Source organism: Lentzea alba, assembly GCF_047445655.1.
Classification (GTDB): domain Bacteria; phylum Actinomycetota; class Actinomycetes; order Mycobacteriales; family Pseudonocardiaceae; genus Lentzea; species Lentzea alba_A.
Genome location: NZ_JAJAEG010000018.1, coordinates 147280 through 170601, shown reverse-complemented (window position 1 = coordinate 170601; position 23322 = coordinate 147280). Strand labels below are relative to the sequence as shown.

The following is a 23322-nucleotide window of genomic DNA, read 5'->3' as shown; positions in this document are numbered from 1 at the left end:
GGGTTTCTCCTTACGCGGCGCGGACGACGCCGGCGAGGTGGTCGGCGCTGAGCTGGTCGAGACGGACACAGGTGCCTTGCAACGCCTCGGCGATCTTCTGCGCGAGACCGAGCCGGATGTGGCCCTGTTCGCAGTCGACGACCACCACCGCGGTCTGTTCGAGCAGGCCGGCCGCCTTGATCGCGTCCTTGGTCGGGTCGCCGCCGAGTCCTGACGACGTCGCCCTGCCGTCCGTCAGCAGCACCACCAGCGGGCGCTTCTGCGGGTCGCGCAGCCGTTCGATCTCCAGGACCCGGTGGGCCTTCAGCAATCCGTCGGCCAGTGGCGTGCGGCCACCCGTGCGCATCTTCTTGAGCCGGGTAGCAGCCGCGTCGACGGAAGTCGTTGGGGGCAAAGCGACTTCGGCCTGGTTGCCGCGGAAGGTGATGACACCCACCTTGTCCCGGCGCTGGTACGCGTCACGCAGCAGCGACACCACCGCGCCACTCACCGCCGACATCCGCTGCCGGGCCGCCATCGAACCCGAGGCGTCGACGACGAACAGGATGAGGTTGGACTCCTTGCCCTCCCGAACCGCCTTGCGCAGATCCGCCGCCGTCAGAACGAGACCGGCACCCGTCCGCCCGCGCGCCGCCTGATGCGGCGCCGCGTTGGTGAGAGTGTCGACGAGGTGCAGTCCACTTCCATCCACTTTGGACGAACGGATGATCCGGCCGGTGCGGGCGCGGGCCCTGGAACGCTTGCCCGGCGCGCCTTCGCCGACTCCGGGGACCTCCAGCAGCCGCGCCTTGAACGCAGGCGCGGGCTCGGGCGCCGGACGGTCGTTGGGCGCGTTCCCGTTGCCCGCCGGGCCTTCCTGCGGTTCGGGCAGCTCGCCGCCGCCGGGGCCGTCGTCGTCAGGACCTTGGTCGTCGTCCGCGTGCTCGGCCGCCTGGCGCATCGCGTCCTCGAGCTGCTGCTCCTCGATGCCCGGCTCGTCGAACGGGTCACGCCGGCGCCGGTGCGGCAGGGCGAGCCGGACCGCGACCTCGACGTCCGACTCCTCGACGCGGTCGGCCCCTCGCCACGCGGCGTGCGCGGTGGCGGCACGGGCGACCACGAGGTCCGCGCGCATGCCGTCGACCTCGAAAGCCGCGCAGACAGCGGCGATCCGACGCAGCTCACCGTCCGGAAGGGACACCGCCTTGAGGTTCTCGCGCGCCTGCGTGATCTGTTGCTTCAACGCGGCGTCGTCGTCGGCCCACGCGGCGGCGAACCCGGCAGGATCGGCCTCGTACGCGAGCCGGCGCCGGATCACCTCGGTGCGGATGTTGACGTCCCGCGCCGCCTTCACCGCCACCGTCAGCCCGAACCGGTCGAGCAGCTGCGGCCGCAGCTCGCCCTCCTCCGGGTTCATGGTGCCGACCAGCAGGAACTGCGACGGGTGCGACACCGAGACGCCTTCGCGTTCCACGTGCGCCCGCCCCATCGCGGCGGCGTCCAGCAGCAGGTCGACCAGGTGGTCGTGCAGGAGGTTGACCTCGTCGACGTAGAGCACGCCCCGGTGCGCCGCGGCGAGCAGCCCGGGCTGGAACGCCCGCACGCCCTCGGTCAGCGCCTTCTCCAGGTCGAGCGACCCGACCAGCCGGTCCTCGGTGGCACCGACCGGCAGTTCGACGAGCCGGGCCGGACGCGTTTCGGTCCCGTCGTGCGGCGCGTCGGGGCAGTCGGTGGTGCCGGGAACGCAACCGAAGCGGCAGTGCGCGGAAACCTCGAGCTCGGGCAGCAGCGCGGCCAGGGCGCGCACGATGGTCGACTTCGCGGTCCCCTTCTCGCCGCGCACGAGTACGCCGCCGATCCCGGGGTGCACCGCGTTCAGCAGCAGGGCAAGCCGGAGGTCGTCATGTCCGACGACAGCCGAAAAGGGGAACATGCTCGGTGAAGTCCTTCCTCGGGTGTCCACGCCCGTGGCCGGTGATCAAGAGAGGGGCGAGTTCCTGACTCCCGGTCTCTCCAAGGACCGGTCACAGTCGCGGGACGGCGCCGGATTCGCACCGGCTTCCTCGCACTCCCCTCACAGCCCCGGCATCGTCGCATTTCGCCGCGAAGGGACCAACACCCAGGTGAGCGACGTCGCTATGGTTTCGGGCGGGGGTGAGGCGATTGCGGTTCGGAGACGTCGACCTGGGTGACTGGCACGCACTGCCACCGGAGGAGCTGGCCAAGAGGCCGGATCTGGTGCACGGCCAACCGGCGGGGGACGCGGCGGCGAAGGCGTTGACGTACGCCCGGCTCACCGGGCAGGTCGGCTACGACGAGATCGGGTTCCGCTCGATGGCGGCGAGTCCGGTCAAGGGCTACTTCCCGTTGCAGACGTTCGCCCAGGCACGGCTGGACGCGGAACGCGAACGCCGCCGCCGTGCTCCCGCCGACCTGGACCTGCTGCTGACGCAGACGCGCAAGCTGCGGCACCGCCCGATCGGTCTGCCCGAGGGGAGGATCAGCTTCACCATCCAGGACGACCTGCTCAACCTCACCCCGGTGGCGGAGCCGGGCGAGACCGGCGACGGGCTCGTGTGGTCGTACTCGCGGGGCGCACCGCCAGAGGCGTTCCTCGGCATGACGGACGACCGCGACGAGCCGTTGATCATGACCCAGTACTCCCCGCAGAACGTGCCGGCCACGTACTGGCTGCCGTTGCCCGCGCTGATCGCGCACGGGCGGTTCGGCCGGATGCAGGACATCTCCGCGGACCTCGTCCCGCGCACGTCGCCCGGCAACCACTACTGCTTCGTCTCGCACCGCTGGCTCACGCCGACCGCACCCGACCCCGACGGCGACCAGGCCAGACTGCTGGGCTGGCAGCTGGCCGCGGCGATGTGCGAGGCGGTGTACGTCGCCCACGAACGCGGCCTGCACACGCCGCGCAAGATCAGCAAGCTCGGCCAGCAGGCCTTCGGCGCCTACGGTTCGGACCTCGCCGAGTCCCTGATCGTCAACGTGCTGCGGTACGCGCTGGACCCGGCGGGTCTGGACGCGGTGCGGGCCGAGATCGACTCGTTGCAGAAGGAGACCGGCGACCGAGGCGTGCCCGCCGGTCTCACCGACACCGGCCTGCGCAGGCTGAGGGAGATCGTCGACGCGCATCCGCTGCTGCGGTCCCTGCTCACGCGCGTGCACGTCTGGTACGACTACAGCTGCATGCCGCAGGAACCGCGCACGCCAGAAGAGCAGGCGGTGTTCGAGGAAGGCCTGACCCACCTCGAGATCCACCAGTTGCTCAGCCGGACCGCGATCCTGCTGGACGACGCCGACGACTACCTCACGCGCGCCTGGTGCACGCTCGAAGCGCTGACCGCCGACGCCGCCAGGAGCTTCGACCTGCTCGTCGGCGCCGACCGCTCGACGGTGCACGCGGGACGCACGGAACAGCACCTGGGCAACCTCCTGCAGGACCGGCCGCACGTCGTGTGGCGTGGCCTGCTCGACACCGAGGTCTTCGGCGTGCAGACCCCGCTGGAGTGCCTGCGCAGGCTGGACCTCGCCGCGACGGACGGCCACGACCTCCCGGCCATCTACCGGGCGCTGTGCCGGCTCGGCATGCCGACCAAGATCCACATCGACGACAGCGAGATCCTCACCGGCGTCTTCCCCCTTCCTCTCGCCGAGGCCGGTCGCACGGTGTTCGTGCCCACGTCCGGCGACAAGGTGAGGACCGGGGCGCATCGCGGTTTCGGCACGACCACGCTGGACTGGACGGGCGTGCTGCGACTGGACGAACGACGTGGCGGAAACGTCCCGGCGTCGTTCGTGGAGACCGGCAGCGGCGGACTCGGCCACGCCGTGGTCGTCGGCTCCTGCGAGGGAGAGGCGGCACTGATCGCCGACTGGACGCTCGCACGCCTGGACGAGCTCGGACGCGCCGTTGGATCACCGGTCGGGTCGCTGTCGTGGCTCGCGACAGACATCGCGCCGGTCGGCCACTTCGCCGACGGCGACCTGCGCACCAAGGGGATCGACGCACGCACCTGGGCGGTGATCGCGAGCAGCGCCCGCTTCGCCAACTGCCCGATGACAACGGCGATCATCAACGCGATCACCGCCGCCGGCGTGCCCTACGTGACGATCGCCGTGGACGAGTCCGCGGACAACGTCGCCCGCTACGCACGTCCGGAACAGGTGAACTCCGACCAGGCCCGCCGCGCGGACGCTCGGGCCGGGGCGGCGCGCTGGCGAGGCGGCCTGTTCCGCGCGCACCTGTTCGCCGAGCTGAGCCGGGTGGAGCGAGCATGAGCGACCTGTGGCAGCGGCTGTACGCGGCCTTTCACAACGGCGACCAGCAGACGTTCATCGGGCTGTGCCAGGGCAACACCGAGCACGTCCTGCGGGTCTTCGACGACTGGGCCGTCGCACCCGTCGAGATCAGGCACGACCCGCAGGCGGTCAACGACTACCTGCGGCCGTTGCTCGCGGTCGCCCAGGTCATGGAGGCGCTCGGCCACCCCGGGCCGTTGCACCGGCTGTCCCCACCTGGCGCCGAGAGCCCGTTCAACCGCTGGATGTACGCCTACCAGCGAGCCCAGCAGCTCAGCGACGCCGGCGAACACACCGCGAGCACGGCGGAGCTGCGGACCCTGCTCGAGGACATGCGCGGGGCGACCGGCACCGGTGTCGACGAGATCCTCGCCAAGGTCGCCGGGCTGCTCGGCACCAACGCGCTGCGGCTCGGCCAGATCGACGACGCTCTGGCCCACACCGGGGAAGCGCTCCAGCGCTGCCGCGCGATGGACGATCTCGAAGGCGTGTGGATCTACACGGAGAACCTCGACACGCTGACCGTCGCCAAGGAGATCGCCGGCGGCACCCCGGCTGGCCGGGAGCTCACCGACACCCGCGACCGGCTCGCGTTCGCGCAGGACCTGAGCGACGCCAGGCGGTACTCGGCGAGCAACGAGGTGCTGCACGAGCTGCTCGGCACGGTCATCGGCACCGCGGGCGCCCGCTACCTGGGCAAGATCCACGGACTGCTCGGCCTGAACCACTTCCGGCTGGGCGACCGGGCCGAGGCGTTGCGGCGCACCGAGTTGGCGCTGGCCGAGTGCCGGGCCCGGCAGGACTACGCGGGCGAACGGATCTACACCGCGAACATCGCCGAGCTCCGGCGGTGATCAGCTCACCGGGACCCGTCGTTCCGCCGAGGCGCTGACAGCGATGATCACCGCCGTGATCGCGACCCCGATCAGGATCGCGGTCGAGGCGCTCGACAGCTCCAGCGCCACGGCGGAGATCGACGCGGACCCGCCGTACCCGATGCCGGCGAACGCGTACATGACCGAGTACGCGGCGGCGTGGGTGTGTGACGGCAGGCGTTCGCGCAGGGAGAGGCTGCGGGACACCATCGCGCCCGCCTGGAAGAGCCCCGCGACCAGCAGACCGGCTGCGATGCCCGGCAGACCCGGCAGGAAGACCGTGACGCCGATGCACGCGGTCATGCCGACCAGCAGCACGAGGCTGTGCTGCCGCGCCGTGCCGGGCCAGGTGCGCAGGCCGTAGATCACCGCGCCGGCCGCGCAGGCCAGTGCGAACCAGGTCAGCATCGGGCCGGACCACCCGTAGGCGATGTGCCGTTGTTCGAGCAGCGCGGGCAGCATCAGTTCGGTCGCCGCGAACAGGGCGTTCGACGCGGAGCTGGTGAGGAAGATCGGCCACGCGCTGAGCAGCGAGCGGCTGATCGGCGCGGTGACCCGTTCGGGTTCCGGCAGCCACCGCAGCAAGACCGCCGCCACCAGCAGGAACGCGGCCGCCACCAGCATCGGGGCGCCGGGGTGGATCAGCAACGACAGCGCCGTCGCCAGCGCGGGCGCCGCCGCCCAGACGATCTGCGACAGCACCGCCTCTGCGCTCAACGCCCGCGCGACCTGCGATTCGGGCACGAGCGCGGTCAGCATCGCGCGGGTGCCGCCGGGAGCCGCCGCGGGTGCCGCACCGGCGAGGAACACCAGCGCGAACAGTGCCGGTCCGTCCGCGAACGGCGTCACGGCGAAGGCGAGTGCACCAGCTGCCTGCCCCCACGGCAGCTGCCACCTGCCGCGGCCCAGTCGGGCGCCGAGCACGGAAGCGCCGACGATCTCGCCGATCACGTACACCGCTGTCGCGACGGCGCCGAACGAGTAGCCGCCGGTGCCCGCCCGACCGAAGAACACAAGCGCCATCGGGGCCATCGCGACCGGCAGCCGGGTGGCCACCGCGACGAGACCCCACAGCCAGAGCTGACGGGTCACAGCAGGCCCTGGAAATGTGCCCAGGCGTCGTGCACCTCGTCGAACGTCCACTCCAGCGCGGGTTCGGCGATGGTGATCTCGGTCTTGGCCAGGCGGCCGTCGCGCCAGAACTTGCCGAGGAACTTGCCGCTCAGCTCGGTCAGCCTGGCCGGATCTCCCGGCAGGTGCAGCGAGAACTGGTGGGTGTGCGGTTCGGGCAGGCCCATCGCGGCAGCCACGACCTTCGCGTGCTGCACGTAGGTGCCGAGCCGGGGCAGCACGGTGTCCAGGCCGTGCAACGCCGACAGAGCCGCGGGCCACTGCTGGAACAGCATGCCGCCGTAGCGGTGCCGCCAGACGCGCGCCTGGTCGACGAAGTCGGCGGAGCCGGCCAGTGCCGCGCCGGAGATTCCCTCCAGGGACTTGTAGAACGACACGTAGATCGAGTCGAACAAGCCGGCGATCTCGTCCAGCGGCTTGCCCAGCCCGTGCGTGCTCTCCCACAGCCGCGCGCCGTCGAGGTGCACGACCGCGTCCCGTTCACGAGCGGCGTCGACGACGGCACCGAGCTCGTCCCACGTCGGCAGGACGAACCCGGACTCGCGGTCCGGAACCTCGACCAGCAGCGTCCCGAACGGCTCGGGGCACGACGCGACCTCGTCGTTGGCGACCCTGATCGGGCGGAGACCGGTCAGCACGGTCAGCGCGTCGTCCTCGTGATGCAACGGGTGCGCCTGCGGGTGCATCGCCACGATCGGGTTGTGCGTGCGGTCCGCCCAGCACCTCAGCGCGATCTGCTGCGCCATCGTCCCCGTCGGCACGAACAGCGCCGCCTCGGTGCCCAGCAGCTGCGCGACCCGCGCCTCCAGGGCGGCTACCGGGCCACCCTCGCCGTAGCGGTCGGGGTCGACGTCCGGCACCGGGCCGAGCATCTCCAGCAATGACTTCTTCCGGACGCCCGAGAGCTGACGGTTCAACACCCCGGCATCAAACCTCAGCCGCGAGCGTGTCCGCGAGCGAGATAACGCCTGCCCTGATGTCGTACGCGGTCATGCCCTGGTCGAGCAGGAAGGCGATGTGCTCCCCGCGCAGCACGGCCAGCACGGTGTGCGCCTTGAAGGTCGACCCGACCAATGCGGCCAGGCGCTCGACGGTGATCCGGAAGTTGCCCTCACAGCTGCGGGTCGTGGTCCGCTCGACCGCGATGACCAGCGGCAGCGACGCCAGCACGTGGTCGAACAGCTTTCCGGCGAACTCCCCTGCGGTGCGGCACTCCAGCGACGCGACCTGGATCCACGACGCGGCGGTGGAGTCCACGACGGCCTGGATCAGCCCGGCCTTGTCGCCGAACCGGCGGAACACCGTGCCCTTGCCGACGCCCGCCGCCGTCGCGACGTCCTCGACCGACACCGCCTCGATGCCGCGCTCGCGGATCAGCTCGGTGGCCGCCGCCAGCACCGCGGCGTGGTTGCGGGCCGCGTCTGCTCGCACCATCGAAGCCTCCCTTGACGCAAGCGGACCGTTGGTCCGTATAGTAGCAACCGGACCGACGGTCCGCTTATTGGGGAGGAAGACGATGAAGGCAGTGCGGTTCCACGAGTTCGGCGGTCCCGAGGTGCTCCGGGTCGAGGAGGTGCCGGATCCGGTCGGCGACACGCTGGTCGACGTCACCGCGATCGGCCTCAACTACGGCGAGACCGTCATCCGCCGCGGCAAGGGGCGCGAGCTGTTCCCGTGGTACCCGGGACCTTCGTTCCCGGCGACCATCGGCTCGGAGGTCGTCGGCACGACAGCGGACGGCCGCCGGGTGATGGGTGTTCCCCGCGACGGCGCGTACGCCACGAAGGCCGTCGTCGAGAACCCGATCGACGTGCCCGGCGACGTGAGCGACCACGAAGCACTGGCACTGCTCCTGCAGGGCACCACCGCGGTCGCCGCGGCCAAGGCGGCCCGGATCCAGCCGGGTGACCGGGTGCTCGTCGAAGCCGCGTCCGGAGGTGTCGGCACCCTGCTCGTGCAGCTCGCGGAACGGGCGGGCGCGACCGTGCTCGCGGCGTCCAGCAAGGGCGGCATCGGCTACGACTGGGACGATCTGGAACCGGTCGACGTGGTCTTCGAGTCGATCGGCGGCGAGGTCGGGAAACGCGCGTTCGAGCTGCTCAGGAACGGCGTGGGCCGGATGGTCGTGTTCGGGTACGCGAGCGGCGAACCGCTGGACGTGACGGCGAGCGACATCTTCCGCAAGGGCGTCGCGGTCATGGGCCTGCCCCAGAACACCACGCCGGAGGAGGTGCTCGGCCTGAACCTGAAGCCCGTGCTCGGCGAGGTCTACCGGCTGGACGAGATCGCCGAGGCGCACCGCGCGCTCGAGGCCCGCACCACGAAGGGCAAGCTCATCGCCCGACCGTGACCGACTTCGGTGCGCGGAACGACAGCAGGTTGAGCCACTCCGGATCTGGACCGACCAGGTGCAGCGACGGTTCGTTCGCTGCGACGGTCTGCAGGACGACGGCGGCTTCGAGCCGGGCCAGTCCGGCGCCGAGGCAGAAGTGCCTGCCGTATCCGAAGGCCAGGTGCCGGGGGTCGTTCTCCTTGCCGCTCAACAACAACACGAGCTCCGCACCGGCGGGAACCGTTGTGCCGGACAGCACCACTTCACGAGCGGTCAGCCGCCGCCAGGTCACCACGGGCGTGTCGGTCCGCAGCACGTCCTCGACGAACGATTCAGCGACCTCGCGCTCACCGAGACGAGCCCACAACTGGCGGTCCTGCAAGGCACGGCGCAACGCCGTGGACAACAACTGAGTCGTCGTCTCCTGGCCGGCGATGAGCAGGAAGTAGCAAAGGCCCGCGGAGTCCTCTGCGGACACACCGGCGTCGTTGAGCGCGCAGAACAGCTCGCCGTCCCGGGCGTGGTAGCGCTTGATCAACCACTGGTGGAACTCTCCGACGTCGTCGACCAGCTCCATCTGGCGTTCGCGCGAGATGTTGCCCCAGAAGAACTCCAGCGACCCGGAGCTCCACCGCTTCAACATCGGGATGTCGACGTTGTCCAGCCCGAGCAGCTCCATCAGCACGATGGCCGGCAGGTCCCACGCCAGCGAGCGCACGAGATCCGCACCACCAAGGCGTTCCAAAACGAGCGAACGGATGCGAGGCTCAGCCGCCGCGACCCGCGCGGGTGTGAAGAACGACGCGACCAGGCGCCGCAACGCGGCGTGCGACTCCGAGCCGTTGTTCGCGAGGGTCGGCGGTAGCGAGAACCGGGCCCTGACCAGGGCACGGAGCGCAGCAGGTGCGACCGGCGTGACGGCGGTCAGGGCGTTGTCGGGCAGGTAAGTCACGGGATCCGCGAGGATCGCGCGCACGTCGTCGTAGTCCGACACCACCCAGCGGCCGTCGACGAACTGCACCGGCGAGGTGAGTTCGGCACGCGTGAAGGTGAACAGGTCCACGAGCGGCACGCTAGTCGGCGGATGGGAGACTCAGTCGGTGACCGTGAGCACAACTGAGGCGATTTCCAGTGGTGGTGAGTCGACGTTCGACTGGATCGACGTCCGCTCTGAAGCGCGCGCCAAGGCGGGTCTGACCCGGCGGGTGCGGCCGCGCCAGAGCGACTCCACGGACCTCGACCTCGCCAGCAACGACTACCTCGGGCTCGCGAAGGACAAGCGCGTCGCGGGTGCCGCGGCGGCGGCCACTCTCAAGTGGGGCGCCGGTTCCACGGGATCGCGCCTGGTCACGGGCTCGACGGAGCTGCACGCCGAGCTGGAGTACGAGCTCGCGAACTTCTGCGGCGCGCAGTCCGCACTGGTGTTCAGCAGCGGTTACATGGCGAACCTCGGCGCGCTCGTGGCACTCACGGGCCCCGGCACGGCGATCGTCGCGGACCAGCACATCCACGCGTCGCTCATCGACGGCACGCGCCTGTCCAAGGCCGACGTCGTCGTCGCGGACCACTGCGACGTCGGCAAGGTCCGGCACGCGCTGGAGACCCGCGGCAAGCGGCGCGCGATCGTCGTCACGGACTCGGTCTTCAGCGTCGACGGCGACATCGCCCCGCTCAACGAACTCCACGAGGTCTGCCGCTCCAATGGCGCCGCGCTGGTGGTCGACGACGCGCACGGCCTCGGTGTCGTCGGCCCCGGCGGCCGCGGTGCCGTGGCGGAGGCGGGCATCATCAGGGCGCCGGACGTGATCACCACGCTGACGCTCAGCAAGTCCCTCGGCGCGCAGGGCGGCGCGGTCCTCGGCCCGAGCCGCGTGATCAAGCACCTGATCGACACCGCGCGCACGTTCATCTTCGACACCGGCCTCGCCCCGAGCAGCGCCGCCGCGGCACTGACCGCGATCAAGATCCTGCGCGAGGAGCCGGACCGCCCCGAGCGCGCCCTGGCCGTCGCCCACGACCTGAGCAACCGCTTGAAGGAAGCCGGTTTCCAGGTGAGCACGCCGACCGCCGCGGTGGTCAGCGTGCGGGCGCCGTCGCCGGAGCAGGCGTTCCAGTGGGCCGAGAACTGCCGCACGAACGGCGTGATCGTCGGCTGCTTCCGCCCGCCGTCGGTGCCGGACCAGATCAGCAGGCTGCGGCTCACCGCGCGCGCTGATCTGACCGAGGCCGACATCGAGCGCGCGGTGCGCGTGATCAAGGAGTGCGCCGCATCCGCAGGTGTGGAATCCCGCCCTCGATGAACTCGTCGCCCTCGACGGTCAGCTGTGTCTCGGCGGCGCGGGCCGGTTCGAGCTGAGCCCGCGCGCCCATCGACGTCCTGCGGTGTCGTGGCGGAGCAATGCAGTCGGATACCGCCGTCGACGTTAGCCAGCGCCGCCCGCACGACAACCGAGACCAAACCGAGCGCGCGGTGCGCGTGATCAGGGAGTGCGCCGCATCCGCAGGTGTGGAATCCCGTCCTCGATGAACTCGTCGCCCTCGACGACGAAACCGAACGACCCGTAGAAGTCCGCCACGTAGGTCTGCGCGTCCAACACACACGGCGTGCTGCCGACGTCGGCCAGAGCCGCCTGCATGAGGCGACGGCTGAAGCCACGGCCACGGGCCATGCGTGCCGTGACGACGCGTCCGATGCGGAGCGTGCCGTCGGGTTCTTCGAGCAACCGCAGATAGGCCAGCGGGTCGTGCGATCCGTCGGCCTCCAGCCAGAAGTGCCGGGTCCCCTGTTCGAGGTCGCGGCCGTCCACGTCGCAGTAGACGGCGTTCTGCTCGACGACGAACACGTCCTGACGCAGCCGCAGGATCGCGTACAGCTGGGCTGGGCTCAGGTCGAGGCCCCACTGCCGACGCAGGGTGGCGGGAAACGGTGTGGTTCGCACCGCACCTTGGATATCAGAAGCCCAGCGTCGACCGGTAGTGCGCGAGCCGGGTGTAGACACCCGGTTCATCTGCCCGCGCGCACCCGCGGCCGAACGACACGACGCCCGCCAGCCGCCCACGCACCACCAAGGGGCCACCTGAGTCGCCCGTGCACGCGTCACGACCGCCACGTCCCGCGCACAACATCGAACCCGGCCGGAAATCCGGCTCCTTCAGCATGCACTCCTGGTCCGACAAGATCGGCACCGTCACCTTGCGCAGCGTCATCGCGGGCGGGGTGTTCTCCGCCGTGCGGCCCCAGCCGAGCACCACGCCGTCGTCGCCCGCGTCGCCGAGCGAGATCGTCCGGAACGGCAGCGAGCGGGCCAGCGTCAGCACCGCCACGTCGTCACCCCTGGTGACCTCGACGTAGTCCGGGTGCCGCCACACACCGGCGACGGCGGTCACGGTCCCCTCGCCGGAGTTCCGCAGGTCGGTGCGGCCTGCGACCACGCGCATCTGCTCGACCGGGCGCTGGTTCTTGCCCAGCACGCCCTTCAGCGTGGCGCAGTGCGCGGCGGTCACGACCTTGTCGGGAGCGACGAGCGCGCCACCGCAGATCAGCTGGCCGTCCGGGGTGGTGATCGCCACAACCCACGGGGTGTCCGCCACCCGCGCGGGTGTCCCACCAACGATCGCATCGGCCGGCGAACTACCGCTGACCAGCGCGATCACCGCGGCGAGCACGGCAAACCGCTTACCCCTCACGGACCACTCCCAGTTGCTCCAGGTGGACGATTGGTCACCAACGGTAGCGATCGCGCTAGGACGGCGTCAAAACCGAAGATTCTCGTGTTAGTGTCGCGTCAGGCCGGAGATTTTGCGGTCAGTGGCACAGATCACGGGGGTATGTACGGTGTTGTTCGACTTCGGCCAGGTTCCGGCCTTTCTCATCGCGTGCGCGGTTGTCATCGTGACCCCCGGTGTTGACGCGTTCTTGTTGTTGCGCACGTCGTTGCGCTCCGGCACCCGCGCCGGACTGCTGGCTCTGGCGGGCATCCACTCGGCCGCGGCGGTCCAGGTCGCACTGGTGATCTCGGGCCTCGGCGTGGTGCTCGCGCAGTACCCGATGGTGCTCACGGCACTGCGCTGGATCGGTGCCGGCTACCTGCTCTACCTGGCGATTTCCATCACGCGAGGCCTGCTCAAGCGCTCCGCGGACGAGCCGGAGGCGGTCATGAGCAACCGCCCGTTCCGGCAGGGCTTCCTGACCAACATCACGAACCCGAAGATGATCCTGTTCTCGCTGGCGTTCCTGCCGCAGTTCATCGGATCGGGTGAACCGGCTCCGCAGCTCGCGATGCTCGCCGTGCTGTTCCTCGGCCTCGCCGCGATCTGGGAGCTGATGATCGTGCTCGCGGCCTCCCGCGTCGCCGGCCGGCTCAAGCGGCCTGGCGTGACGACCGCGCTCGACGCGGTGTGCGCGGCCGTCTTCCTCACCATGTCCGTGGGCCTGGTGCTCTAGAAGATCTTGGGAGCGGCGCGCATCCCGATGTAGCAGTAGCCGTTCTCGAAGACGACCGGCATGAAGTCGTCCTGGAACGACGAACCCGCGCCGGTGGCCGCGAAGACGTTGCGGGACACGGGAACCAGCTCCATGTCCATGGACGGGTAGATCGCCATGTCGTCCACGAACTCGTACCGCGCCTTCGAGCCGTTGATGGTGATGACCACGCCCTCGCGCCGGTAGACACCGTTGTACGGCGCCATGTCGACCTCGATCGGGGTCACCGGCGGCGCGAACGGCGGCGGCGTCTGCACCCCGAACTCCCCGAGCAACGAGCGCAAGAGCGCTGACGACAACGGACGCGCGCCGCCGCCGTTGGTCAGCAGTGCGACGGCGATGCCCTTCTCCGGGATCACGCGGAGGTAGGCGTACTGGCCCGTGGCGGCGCCGTCGTGGCCGACACCGGGCGTGCCGGTGAAGTCGTAGAGCGTCCAGCCCAGGCCCCAGCCGTCCGCGTTGACGGTCCACTTGTCCGGCACGTCGACCTGGCGTTCCTGCATCAGGGCAACGGTTTCCGGCTTCAGGACGGTCTTCTCCAGGTGCGCCTGGGCCAGCCGGACCAGGTCGCCCGCGCTGGCGCAGACGGCAGCGGCCGGACCGGCGGCGCGCGGCATCAGGTCCCACACCGGTGCCGGCTCGCCGTTGAAGTGACCCATCGCGGCACGGAACCGCAGCACGTCCTCCGGCAGCGTCACGGTGTGCGTGAGGCCGAGCGGCGTGAGCACCCGGTCGGCGAGCGCCTGGTTCCAGGTCGTACCGGTGAGCACCTCGACGATGCGGCCGAGCACGACGTAGCCGGCGCCGCTGTAGGAGACGGTCGAACCGGGCGGGACGTCCTGGCCGAGCTTCTCGCACGCTTCGACGTACCGCTCGAGGCAGTCGTCGCCACGCCCGGTGTCGGGTTGGAAGTCGCCGCTGAGGCCGCTGGTGTGGCTGAGCAGCTGTCGCACGGTGATCCGGGCGGACGCCTCCGAGTCGGCGACCCGGAAGTCCGGCAGCACGTCGGCCACGCGGGCGTCGAGGTCGAGCAGGTCGTCCTCGACCAGCGACATCACCAGCGTCGCGGTGTAGATCTTCGCGATCGAGCCCAGCTGGAAGACGGAGTCGGTGGTCGCCTCGACGCCGGTGCCGGTGTGCAGCACGCCGCTGGCGAACTCGTGGATCTCGCCGTCGACCAGCACGGCGAGGGTGGCGCCGGGGACGTCGTGCTCCGCGCGGAGGGTGTCGAGGAGGTTCTGTGCGTACAGTGTTCGCGTCATGCGAACACTGTACGCAGATCGCGAAGCTGTACGCAAGTGCGTACGGTGGACGCATGGTTTCCTCGGTGTGGACGCGGCAACGCCCGCGCGCAGGCCTCAGCCAGGACCGGATCGTGACCGCGGCCGTGGCGCTGCTGGACGCGGACGGACTGGAGGCGTTGTCGATGCGCACGCTCGCGGCGCGCATGGACACGAAGGCGACCTCGCTCTACCGGCACGTGGCGAACAAGGACGAGCTGATCGAACTCGTCGTCGACGAGGTGTACGGCGAGATGGAGGTGCCACAGCAGGGGCCGTGGCGTTCCTCCGTCGCCGACGCGGCACGAAGCTTGCGGGCCATGGTGTTGCGGCATCCGTGGGTGGCGTCGGTGCTCGGCCAGGTCGGGTTGGCGGAGCTCGGGCCGAACCTGTCGGACCGGTCGGCGCGGCTGCTCACGCTGTTCACCGATGGCGGTTTTCCCGGCGAGGAAGCCGATCTGGCGATGAAGACCGTGCTCGGGTACGTGGTCGGGATGACCGTGAGCGAGGCCGCGTACGTGCAGATGCTCGCGCGCAGCGGCCAGTCCGAGGACGAGCTGACCGTGCGGGGCGTGAGCTCGAAGGCGTTGCGGGACAAGACTTTCGAGTACGGCCTGGAACGCGTGCTCGCGGGGCTGAGCCTCGGTGGCTGATCGGCTGCAGGCCCTGCGCGACGCACTGGCCGCACGCCCCGGCGAGCCCGTCCCGTTCGACGAGCTGGTCGCCGCGGTGTGGCCGGACGAGCCGCCGATGCACCCGCGCGGGGCGTTGCGCACGCTGGTCAGCAGGCTGCGGGCGACCGACCAGGTGATCACCGAGCCGACCGGCTACCGGCTCGTGCCGCGCCCGCCCGCGCCCTGCCAGCTGCCCGCCGACCTCCCGGATTTCGTCGGCAGGAAAGAAGAGATCACCAGGCTGGAGCTGATCAACTCGCCGGTGCGGGCGATCACCGGGCTTCCCGGTGTCGGCAAGACCGTGCTCGCGGTCAGGGAGGCGCATCGCCTGCGCGAGCGGTTCCCGGACGGGCAGCTGTACGTGAACCTGCGCGGATACTCCTCCGGGCCGTCGATGACGGTCGAGCAGGCGCTCGCGCGGTTCGTGAAAGCCCTCGGCGGCGGACCGGACGACGACTACCGCGAACTGCTCCGCAACCGCCGGGTGCTGGTGGTCCTCGACAACGCGACCGCAGAGGTGATCACGCCGCTGCTGCCGAACACACCGGGCTGCGCCGCGTTGATCACCAGCCGCTCGGACCTGCCGAAGTTCGCGCAGGTCAAGCTCGGTGTGCTGAACGACCAGGAGGCCCGCGAACTGCTCAAGGGCATGCGCGTCGACGGCGACACGACCGAGCTGATCGAGCTGTGCGCGAGGTTGCCGCTGGCGTTGCGGATCGCCGGCGCCAACCTCGCCGGGCGGCACCTGCCGGACTACGTCGAGGAGCTGCGCGAACACCGGCTCGCGGCGTTGGAGATCGAGGACGACGACACGGCCGTGCAGGCCACGTTCGACCTCTCCTACCGGAAGCTGTCACCGCAGGCGCGGCGGACGTTCGACTTCCTCGGCGCGGTGCCGGGCCCGGACATCCCCCGTGGCCTTGTCGACAAAGCGATCGATGAACTTGTCGTCGCGAACCTGGTGCAGCGCAACGACGACCGCTTCCAGCTGCACGACCTCCTGCGCCTGTACGCGCGGGCACGGGCGACGGACGAGGACCGGCGCGCGGTCTTCGACTGGTACGTGCGCAGGGCAGATGGCGCCGACGCCCAGTTGGGGATCGGCTTCACCCGAGTGCTGCCGCCGGTGGAGCACCCCGTGCCGTTCGCCTCCCGTGACGAGGCCGTGGCGTGGTTCGAGGCGGAACGGGCAAACCTCGTCGCGCTCGCCCAGGAACACCCGGACGCCGGGCTGGTCGCGGGCGTGCGCGGACACCTGTTGCTCACCGGGCACTTCGCCGACCTGCGCACGATCGCCCGCGCCGCGCTCGCCGTGGAGCGCACCGGGCAGCGGATGGCGGCGATGCGGGTGTGCCTGGGTTACCTCGACTACCGCTTCGGCGAGCACAGGTCCGCCATCCGGCACTGCGAGCAGGCGATCGCCGAGTTCCACGCGGCCGGGCGGCAGGCGGAGGAGTCGGTGGCGCTCAACATCCTCGCCGGCGCCTACCACGACCTCGGCGAGCTCGACCGCGCCCGCGAGCACCTGACCGCCGCGATCGACCTGTACATCGCGAACGACCTGCGCTCGCACCTGCCCGGCGGGCTCGGCAACCTCGGGCTGCTGGAGCTGGAGCTCGGGCGGCTGTCCTCCAGCGAGGACGCACTGCGCCGGTCGCTCGCGCTCGCGGAGGAGATCGGCGACCAGCATCGCGTCGCGCTCGGGCTCGGCAACCTCGGCACGGTGCTGGCGGCCCGCGGCAAGGACCCGGAGGCGGAGGAGGCGTTCCTCCAGTCGCTGGAACTGGCCCAGCGGCATGGTTTCCGGCCGACCGAGATGTCCGCGCGGGTCGAGTACGCGGAGTTCCTGACCGGAGTCGGCCGGCTGGAAGAAGCACGCGAGAACGCCGACCGCGCCCTCGAGCTCGCCGGCGACGACGACCTCTTCATCACCGTCGACGCCCAGCTCGTGCTCGCCGGCCTGAACCGGTCGCTCGCCGAGTTCGACGAGGTCGTGCACCGCGCCACCGAGGCCGAGTTCCGCATCATCGAGGTCCGCGCGCTCGCCGGCAAAGCCGCTCTGCTGCACGAGAATGGCGACACAGAGGCAGCGAAGGCGTTGTGTGACAAGGCGATCGAACGTGCCGAGGCGGCAGGACTCAGCTATCGCGCGGACCTCGTGCGAGAACTCAGGTCAGGAATGTCTTGACCCGCGTGTAAACGCCCGGCGCGTTCGGCCGTGCACAACCGATGCCCCACGACACGATGCCCGCGAGCCGGCCGCCGACCACGTACGGGCCGCCGGAGTCGTCGATGCACGCGTCGATCCCGCCCTCGGGATAACCCGCGCAGAACATGGACTTCGCGTCATAACGGGCGTACGCCGCCGCACACTGCTCGTCCGCCATCACCGGGATGGAAGCCTTGTGCAGCAAGGGACTCTTGGTCGTGTCGTGTTCGGACAGCCGGCCCCAGCCGTAGACGACACCGACGTTGCCCGCCGCGTACACCGCGGTCGTCTCCGCGATCGGCAACGTCTCGTACGGCATGCCCTCCACGAGCGTCAGCAACGCGATGTCGTTGCCACGCGAGGGAGTGGAGTACCCCTCCGCGACCTGGTGCTGCTTCACGACCGACGTGCTGCCGCCGTCCGTGCGCAGGTCGAGCTTGCCGCCGACCACGGTGATCGAGCTGGGCGCACGACCGTAGACGCAGTGCGCGGCCGTGGCGACGAGGTCGGGGCCGACGAGCGCTCCGCCGCAGAACTGGTAGCCCGACGACGTCGTCAACGCGACCATCCACGGCACCTCGGCGGGGTTGTCGACCACCACCCCGCCGACGACTCTGGGCTCGGCGTGAGCCGGGGTCACCGTGATCACGATCAGAGCCAGCACCACTGCCAGTAGCCGCATGCACCCCACTGAACCCAGGGGTCTACGGGTCGACAACTCCAGGCGGCAAAGCGTCCACGACCGAGTGAAGATCCTTCGCATAGCGGGAGATCCGGACGTAGACGCCCGGCTTGCCCTTCCGTGCGCAGCCCTCGCCCCACGACGTGACGCCCACGAGCTTGCCCTCGACGACGATCGGGCCGCCCGAGTCGCCCTGGCAGGTGTCGATCTTGCCGCCCTCGTAGCCGGCGCAGAACATGTCCGTCTTCACGAACTGCGGGTACGAGTCCGCGCAGTACGCGTCCGGCAGCACCGGCAAGGTCGCCTGCAGGAGATAGCGCGACGTCTTGCCGTTCTCGCTGGTGCGACCCCAGCCGAGCGCCCGGAGCTGGGTGCCGGGCTGGTAGAGCGCCCGGTCGGTCAGTTCCGCCATGGGCAGCGGGGTGTACGGCAGCGCCTTCTTCAGCGTCAGGACGGCCACGTCCTCACCCTCGTCGGCGGAGACGTACTGCTTGTGGATCCAGATGTCCTCAGGCGTCACGGACATCCCGGAGTCGCGGTCCTGCTTGTCCTCGCGACCGGCGATGACCCGCAGCTCACGGGGTGAGCGACCCAGGGCGCAGTGCGCCGCGGTGAGCACCTTCGTCGGCGCGACGATGGTGCCGCCGCAGAACTGGGCGCCGTGGTCGTCGGTCAGGTAGACGGCCCACGGGTTGGCCTCGATCGAGGCCCGCTCGCCGCCGATGATCTGCTCACCGGCGGCGGCGGTGCCCGTCGAAACCAGCCCACTCGAGGTCAGCACCGCGCAGAGAACCAACACCAGGAGTCGTCTCATGACTCCAGATGGTAGCTACTCCGATGCTCCGTTCGGAGCAACCTTGCTCCAGACCTTGCCCGCAGCGCCCATGACGGCCTCGCCGATGTCGTTGATCGTCTTGATCAACGGGTCGCCGGAGTTGCTCATGGACTCCTTGTACGAGCGGGCGGCGGCCTTCACGTCGTCCGTGAGGTTGGTCGTCGGCCGGTCGTCCTCGCGGCGCGCGTACGTGCCGGTCAGGATCTCGCGGTACTCCTCAGTCGCCGACCAGCGCTGCAGCTCGGCGGCCCGCACCACGACCAGCGGGTGCGTGCGCTCCTCGGTGTGCAGGAGCTTGAGGATGCTGTCGCGGATGTCCTCGACCTCCTCGTACTCCTTCGCCTGGGCGAGGAACTCGGCGATGTCGACCTGGCCGCCGAGGTCGCCGGCGAGCGCGACGTGCGCCCGCAGCGCCGCCTGCGGGTCCTGGCAAGCCAGCAGGCCCGCCCGGTCGCAGGACAGCTCGGTCTTGCGCTGCCACTCGCGCAACGCGGCGATGACCGCGCGCATCGCGAGCGCGCCCGCGGGCACCCACGCGAAGGACTGCTGGATGCCGATGAGGCGCCTGAGCAGCGTGTTGTAGAGCGCGTGGCCCGACATCACGTGGCCCATCTCGTGGCCGATGACGAACCGCAGGCTCTCGTTGTCCAGCAGGTTCACCAGGCCGGTGGTGAGCACGATGAACGGCGTGTCGATGCCGCTCGTCCAGGCCGCCTCGACCGGGTGACGTTGCACGTAGAGCTCGGGCACCGTGTCGAGGTCGAACGTGGCGGCGACCTCGTTGCGGATGCGGTCGAGCTGCGGGTACTGCTTCGGGCCGACTCGCACGGAGGAAGCCACCTGCAGCAGGCGCTCACCCCGTTCGGAGAAGGCCGCCGCGACCGCCTTGAGGATCGGTGCCACAGCGGGCACCGCCCTCAGCACCGCAAGGGCGCCTCGGTCGGCAGGATGTTCATAGGCGCGCGGGCTGATGCCCATGAAACGCACCCTCGATGACTGCTCGATATCCCCCGTCACACCACCCAGGTTAGACACGATCCGGACAAGGCTGCACGGAATCGGCGCCGAGTGGTTGCAAACTGGCGCGGTGAGCGACGAAGACACCACCGTTCTGCCGTTGCGCGGCGGGGCCACAGCGACCCTGGTCCGCCGCCGTGCCGTGGCCAACGACCGCGGCGCGATCCTCTACGTGCACGGATTCGCCGACTACTTCTTCCAGGAGCACGTCGCCGAGCACTACACCGCCCAGGGCTACGACTTCTACGCCGTGGACCTGCGCGGATACGGCCGGTCGTTGCGCGACGGCGAGGTGCCGAACTACACGACCGACATGGCGGTGTACTACGAGGAGATCGACGCCGCGGTCGCCGCCATCCGTGAAGAACACTCGCGGGTCGTGCTGATGGGCCACTCGACCGGTGGCCTCACCACGTCGTTGTGGGCGCACGAGCGGCGGGCCGACGAGTTGATCAGCGCGCTGGTGCTGAACAGCCCGTGGCTGGACGTGGTCGAGCCGCCTCTCGTGCAGCGGTTGGTGCGGCTGATCGGCAAGGTCGCGCCGAAGGCGAAGATCCGCGCGAACCTCGGCGAGGCCTACGGGTCGGCGATCCACAGCTCGCGCAACGGCGAGTGGGACTTCGACCTCACCTGGAAGCCGCTGGCCGGGTTCCCGGTGCTCGCGGGGTGGATCCGGGCGATCCTGCTCGCCCAGGAGAAGGTCCACAACGGTCTGGACGTGCGCGTGCCGGTGCTGTTGATGCACTCGGACCGCAGCGTGCTCAACGCCAAGGAGTGGAGCGAGGACGTGTCGAAGGCCGACGCGGTTCTCGACGTCGAGGGCATGAAGAAGTGGGGTCCGAAAATCGGACCGTCCGTCAAGGTCGTGGAGATCAAGGCGGGCATGCACGACCTCTTCCTGTCGGCTGAGCCAGTGCGTGCGGCGGCCTTGGCTGAGGTCGACGAGTTCTTGAAAACAGCTTGACCTTCACATAGGTCGAAGTTCGAGACTGGTCGTCATGAACATCGACTTCAACGCCTGGTACGCGCTCGAAAGCGCGATGCAGGACGAGAAAAATCGCCGAGTGAGCCGGGCGACGTTGAAGCGCGTCGCCCGGTTCGCCCACCCGCAGCGGCACGCGGTCTACGTGCTGCTGGCCATCAGTTCGGTGGCGGCCGTGCTCGCGGTGGCGTCGCCGGTGCTGGCCGGCCGGGTGGTCGACACGATCATCGCCGGACACGACGTGTCGCTCGTGGTGTGGCTGGCGCTCGCGATCGCGGGCGTCGCCGTGCTGGAGGCCGGCTTCTCACTGGCCGAGCGCTGGAAGTCGTCCAGCGTCGGCGAGGACCTGATCCTGCGGCTGCGCCAAGCCGTCTTCGACCACGTGCAGCGGATGCCGATCGCTTTCTTCACCCGCACGCGCACGGGCGCACTGGTCTCGCGGCTGAACAACGACGTGATCGCGGCGCAGCGCGCGTTCTCCGAGACGATCTCCGGTGTCGTCACGAACATCATCGCCCTGGTCCTGACGCTGGCGGTGATGCTGACGCTGTCGTGGCAGGTCACCGTGCTCGCGATGGCGCTGCTGCCGATCTTCCTGATCCCGGCGCGGCGAATGGGCAAGCGCCTGGCGGGCATGCACCGCGAGGCGGCGAACCTCGACTCCGCGATGACGACCCAGATGACCGAGCGGTTCTCCGCGCCGGGCGCGACGTTGATCAAGCTGTTCGGCCGCCCTCGGCTGGAGAGCCTGGAGTTCGGGACGCGGGCGAAGCGGGTGCGCGACATCGGCGTGCGCACGGCGGTCGCGCAGTGGTTGTTCCTGGTGGCACTGACCCTGGTGTCGTCGCTGGCGTTGGCGCTGGTCTACGGGCTGGGTGGGTACTTCGCGATCGCCGGGCAGATGGCACCGGGCACGATCGTGACGCTGGCGCTGCTGCTGACCCGGTTGTACGCGCCGTTGACGGCGTTGGCCGGCGCACGAGTCGACGTGATGACCGCGCTGGTGTCGTTCGAGCGGGTCTTCGAGGTGCTGGACCTGCCGCCGTTGATCAAGGAGAAGCCGGACGCCGTGGCGGTGCCGGACGGTCCGGTGCGGATCGAGTTCTCCGACGTGCGGTTCGCCTACCCGTCCGCGGACAAGGTGTCGCTGGCGTCGCTGGAAGAGGTCGCCGCACTCGACACTCGTGGTGGCGAGGAGATCCTCGGCGGAGTCTCCTTCGTGGCCGAGCCGGGTTCGCTGATCGCGCTGGTCGGTGCGTCGGGTGCCGGCAAGTCGACCATCGCGTCCCTGGTCCCCCGGTTGTACGACGCGGACTCCGGGTCGGTGCGACTGTCCGGTGTGGACGTGCGAGACCTGTCGTTCGACTCGATCCGCGACACCGTGGGCATGGTGACGCAGGACGGGCACCTGTTCCACGAGTCGATCGGCGCGAACCTGCGGCTGGCCGCACCGGACGCGACGGACGAGGAGATCTGGGACGCACTCTCCAAGGCTCGGCTCGCGGACCTGGTGTCGTCGTTGCCCGAGCAGCTGGACACCGTTGTGGGAGAACGGGGTTACCGGCTTTCCGGCGGTGAGCGGCAACGGTTGACGATCGCGCGTCTGCTGCTGGCCAAGCCACGCGTGGTGATCCTGGACGAGGCGACGGCGCACCTCGACTCGCGCTCGGAGGCGGCGGTGCAGGAGGCGTTCGTCGAGGCACTCGCCGGACGGACGTCGCTGGTGATCGCGCACCGGCTCTCCACGATCCGGGCAGCGGACCAGATCCTGGTCGTGGACAAGGGTCAGATCGTCGAGCGTGGTACGCATGAAGCGTTGCTGGCCCTGGAAGGCCACTACGCCAAGCTGTACCGCACGCAGTTCAGCGAAGAACCGATCGGAGCACCGTGACCATCCCCTCGCCCGACAACCTCTACCCGTTGCCGGACATCGCCCGCACGGTGCTGCTCAAGCCGTTGGTGAAGAACCCGCAGATCGAGATCGGCGAGTACACCTACTACGACGATCCGCACCACGCCGAGGAGTTCGAGCAGCGCAACGTGCTCTACAACTTCGGCGCCGAGAAGCTGGTGATCGGCCGCTACTGCGCGTTGGCTGCGGAAGTTCGGTTCATCATGTCCGGCGCGAACCACCGCGTTGACGGCGTCTCCACGTTCCCGTTCACGATCTTCGGCGGGCTGTGGGGCGAGAAGACCCTCGACATCGCGCTGGGGGCGCCTTCTCGCGGGGACACGGTGGTCGGCAACGACGTGTGGATCGGGTATCAGGCGTTGATCATGCCGGGCGTGCGCATCGGCAACGGGGCGATCATCGCGTCCGGCTCGGTGGTGGTGTCGGACGTGCCGGCGTACGGCGTGGTCGGCGGGAATCCGGCTCGGTTGTTGAAGAAGCGGTACAGCGACGAGGAGATCGAGCTGCTGGAGCGCGTCGCGTGGTGGGACTGGCCGGTGGAGAAGGTGACCGAGCACGTTCGCGTGATCATGCAGGGCACGCCGGCCGAGCTGGCCGAACTCGCCTGAGCGCGGCAA

General features: G+C 69.9%; 21 protein-coding genes and 1 riboswitch. Of the genes, 10 read left to right on the top strand and 11 right to left on the bottom strand.

Annotated elements, in window-relative coordinates; genetic code table 11:
* Positions 1 to 10: 10 nt before the first annotated feature.
* Positions 11 to 1912 carry a putative cobaltochelatase gene (locus LFM09_RS28985; RefSeq protein WP_414099728.1) on the bottom strand — a complete coding sequence of 634 codons (1902 nt, stop codon included), beginning with the start codon at positions 1910 to 1912 and terminating at the stop codon, positions 11 to 13.
* A 37-nt stretch (positions 1913 to 1949) separates the two neighbouring features.
* Positions 1950 to 2079: riboswitch (cobalamin riboswitch) on the bottom strand.
* Between the two features lie 63 nt (positions 2080 to 2142).
* Between LFM09_RS28985 and LFM09_RS28980 the strand changes: the two genes are divergently transcribed.
* A complete protein-coding gene (locus LFM09_RS28980; RefSeq protein WP_414099727.1) occupies positions 2143 to 4272 on the top strand; it encodes a hypothetical protein in 2130 nt (709 codons plus the stop codon).
* Positions 4269 to 5147, top strand: coding sequence for a hypothetical protein (locus LFM09_RS28975; protein ID WP_414099726.1), 879 nt, complete (start codon positions 4269 to 4271; stop codon positions 5145 to 5147). Before LFM09_RS28980 ends, LFM09_RS28975 begins: the two co-directional genes overlap by 4 nt.
* On the opposite strand, the gene LFM09_RS28970 is transcribed toward LFM09_RS28975, so the two are convergent.
* Genes LFM09_RS28970 through LFM09_RS28960 form a run of 3 tightly spaced genes read right to left on the bottom strand, consistent with a single transcriptional unit; the run spans position 5148 to position 7733 of the window.
* Entirely contained in the window at positions 5148 to 6260 is a 1113-nt protein-coding gene (locus tag LFM09_RS28970) for an MFS transporter (protein ID WP_414099724.1), read from the bottom strand.
* Positions 6257 to 7219, bottom strand: a complete 963-nt coding sequence (locus tag LFM09_RS28965) for a threonine aldolase family protein (RefSeq protein WP_414099723.1) — start codon at positions 7217 to 7219, stop codon at positions 6257 to 6259. Before LFM09_RS28965 ends, LFM09_RS28970 begins: the two co-directional genes overlap by 4 nt.
* A 7-nt stretch (positions 7220 to 7226) precedes the next feature.
* A complete protein-coding gene (locus LFM09_RS28960) occupies positions 7227 to 7733 on the bottom strand; it encodes a TetR/AcrR family transcriptional regulator (RefSeq protein ID WP_414099722.1) in 507 nt (168 codons plus the stop codon).
* 82 nt (positions 7734 to 7815) lie between these two features.
* On the opposite strand from LFM09_RS28960, the gene LFM09_RS28955 reads away from it, so the two are divergent.
* Entirely contained in the window at positions 7816 to 8649 is an 834-nt protein-coding gene (locus tag LFM09_RS28955) for a quinone oxidoreductase family protein (protein ID WP_414099721.1), read from the top strand.
* Here the strand turns inward: LFM09_RS28955 and LFM09_RS28950 are convergent.
* A complete protein-coding gene (locus LFM09_RS28950; protein WP_414099720.1) occupies positions 8633 to 9694 on the bottom strand; it encodes a cytochrome P450 in 1062 nt (353 codons plus the stop codon). The genes LFM09_RS28955 and LFM09_RS28950 overlap by 17 nt on opposite strands.
* 37 nt (positions 9695 to 9731) lie before the next feature.
* Between LFM09_RS28950 and LFM09_RS28945 the strand changes: the two genes are divergently transcribed.
* A complete protein-coding gene (locus tag LFM09_RS28945; RefSeq protein WP_414099719.1) occupies positions 9732 to 10931 on the top strand; it encodes an 8-amino-7-oxononanoate synthase in 1200 nt (399 codons plus the stop codon).
* 180 nt (positions 10932 to 11111) lie between these two features.
* Here the strand turns inward: LFM09_RS28945 and LFM09_RS28940 are convergent, their stop codons facing one another.
* The gene (locus LFM09_RS28940; RefSeq protein ID WP_414099718.1) at positions 11112 to 11570 is read right to left on the bottom strand and encodes a GNAT family N-acetyltransferase; all 459 of its coding nucleotides are present in this window, start codon (positions 11568 to 11570) and stop codon (positions 11112 to 11114) included.
* 13 nt (positions 11571 to 11583) lie between these two features.
* On the bottom strand, positions 11584 to 12318 hold the full coding sequence (locus tag LFM09_RS28935; RefSeq protein ID WP_414099717.1) for a serine protease: 735 nt from the start codon (positions 12316 to 12318) through the stop codon (positions 11584 to 11586).
* A gap of 205 nt (positions 12319 to 12523) precedes the next feature.
* On the opposite strand from LFM09_RS28935, the gene LFM09_RS28930 reads away from it, so the two are divergent.
* Entirely contained in the window at positions 12524 to 13075 is a 552-nt protein-coding gene (locus LFM09_RS28930; RefSeq protein WP_414099716.1) for a LysE family translocator, read from the top strand.
* On the opposite strand, the gene LFM09_RS28925 is transcribed toward LFM09_RS28930, so the two are convergent.
* On the bottom strand, positions 13072 to 14376 hold the full coding sequence (locus tag LFM09_RS28925; protein ID WP_414099715.1) for a serine hydrolase domain-containing protein: 1305 nt from the start codon (positions 14374 to 14376) through the stop codon (positions 13072 to 13074). The two genes, LFM09_RS28930 and LFM09_RS28925, sit on opposite strands and share 4 nt — an antisense overlap.
* Before the next feature lie 53 nt (positions 14377 to 14429).
* Here LFM09_RS28925 and LFM09_RS28920 point away from each other — a divergent pair, with 53 nt between their 5' ends.
* Together LFM09_RS28920 and LFM09_RS28915 are read left to right on the top strand one after the other, a co-directional pair.
* Positions 14430 to 15047, top strand: a complete 618-nt coding sequence (locus LFM09_RS28920; protein ID WP_414099714.1) for a TetR/AcrR family transcriptional regulator — start codon at positions 14430 to 14432, stop codon at positions 15045 to 15047.
* Positions 15040 to 17256 (top strand): tetratricopeptide repeat protein, encoded by a 2217-nt coding sequence (locus tag LFM09_RS28915; protein WP_414099713.1) that lies wholly within the window; start codon positions 15040 to 15042, stop codon positions 17254 to 17256. Before LFM09_RS28920 ends, LFM09_RS28915 begins: the two co-directional genes overlap by 8 nt.
* On the opposite strand, the gene LFM09_RS28910 is transcribed toward LFM09_RS28915, so the two are convergent.
* From LFM09_RS28910 to LFM09_RS28900, 3 genes are read right to left on the bottom strand one after another with little or no spacing between them, the layout of a single operon-like run.
* The gene (locus tag LFM09_RS28910) at positions 17237 to 17959 is read right to left on the bottom strand and encodes a S1 family peptidase (RefSeq protein ID WP_414099712.1); all 723 of its coding nucleotides are present in this window, start codon (positions 17957 to 17959) and stop codon (positions 17237 to 17239) included. The genes LFM09_RS28915 and LFM09_RS28910 overlap by 20 nt on opposite strands.
* A gap of 22 nt (positions 17960 to 17981) precedes the next feature.
* A complete protein-coding gene (locus LFM09_RS28905) occupies positions 17982 to 18773 on the bottom strand; it encodes a S1 family peptidase (RefSeq protein ID WP_414099711.1) in 792 nt (263 codons plus the stop codon).
* 15 nt (positions 18774 to 18788) lie between these two features.
* Positions 18789 to 19772 (bottom strand): M48 family metallopeptidase, encoded by a 984-nt coding sequence (locus LFM09_RS28900; RefSeq protein ID WP_414099710.1) that lies wholly within the window; start codon positions 19770 to 19772, stop codon positions 18789 to 18791.
* Between the two features lie 109 nt (positions 19773 to 19881).
* Here LFM09_RS28900 and LFM09_RS28895 point away from each other — a divergent pair, with 109 nt between their 5' ends.
* From LFM09_RS28895 to LFM09_RS28885, 3 genes are read left to right on the top strand one after another with little or no spacing between them, the layout of a single operon-like run.
* Positions 19882 to 20775: an alpha/beta hydrolase gene (locus tag LFM09_RS28895; RefSeq protein WP_414099709.1), complete on the top strand. Its 894-nt coding sequence runs from the start codon at positions 19882 to 19884 to the stop codon at positions 20773 to 20775.
* A 34-nt stretch (positions 20776 to 20809) separates the two neighbouring features.
* Positions 20810 to 22684, top strand: a complete 1875-nt coding sequence (locus LFM09_RS28890; RefSeq protein WP_414099708.1) for an ABC transporter ATP-binding protein — start codon at positions 20810 to 20812, stop codon at positions 22682 to 22684.
* Positions 22681 to 23313: a CatB-related O-acetyltransferase gene (locus LFM09_RS28885; protein WP_414099707.1), complete on the top strand. Its 633-nt coding sequence runs from the start codon at positions 22681 to 22683 to the stop codon at positions 23311 to 23313. Before LFM09_RS28890 ends, LFM09_RS28885 begins: the two co-directional genes overlap by 4 nt.
* The last annotated feature ends 9 nt before the right edge of the window (positions 23314 to 23322 follow it).

Bases quoted from the DNA above. Each gene is read 5' to 3' on its own strand.
- LFM09_RS28890 (WP_414099708.1), top strand. From the start codon at position 20,810: ATGAACATCGACTTCAACGCCTGGTACGCGCTCGAAAGCGCGATGCAG.
- LFM09_RS28985 (WP_414099728.1), bottom strand. From the start codon at position 1,912: ATGTTCCCCTTTTCGGCTGTCGTCGGACATGACGACCTCCGGCTTGCC.
- LFM09_RS28910 (WP_414099712.1), bottom strand. From the start codon at position 17,959: ATGCGGCTACTGGCAGTGGTGCTGGCTCTGATCGTGATCACGGTGACC.
- LFM09_RS28975 (WP_414099726.1), top strand. From the start codon at position 4,269: ATGAGCGACCTGTGGCAGCGGCTGTACGCGGCCTTTCACAACGGCGAC.
- LFM09_RS28955 (WP_414099721.1), top strand. From the start codon at position 7,816: ATGAAGGCAGTGCGGTTCCACGAGTTCGGCGGTCCCGAGGTGCTCCGG.
- LFM09_RS28920 (WP_414099714.1), top strand. From the start codon at position 14,430: ATGGTTTCCTCGGTGTGGACGCGGCAACGCCCGCGCGCAGGCCTCAGC.
- LFM09_RS28960 (WP_414099722.1), bottom strand. From the start codon at position 7,733: ATGGTGCGAGCAGACGCGGCCCGCAACCACGCCGCGGTGCTGGCGGCG.
- LFM09_RS28925 (WP_414099715.1), bottom strand. From the start codon at position 14,376: ATGACGCGAACACTGTACGCACAGAACCTCCTCGACACCCTCCGCGCG.
- LFM09_RS28905 (WP_414099711.1), bottom strand. From the start codon at position 18,773: ATGAGACGACTCCTGGTGTTGGTTCTCTGCGCGGTGCTGACCTCGAGT.
- LFM09_RS28900 (WP_414099710.1), bottom strand. From the start codon at position 19,772: ATGGGCATCAGCCCGCGCGCCTATGAACATCCTGCCGACCGAGGCGCC.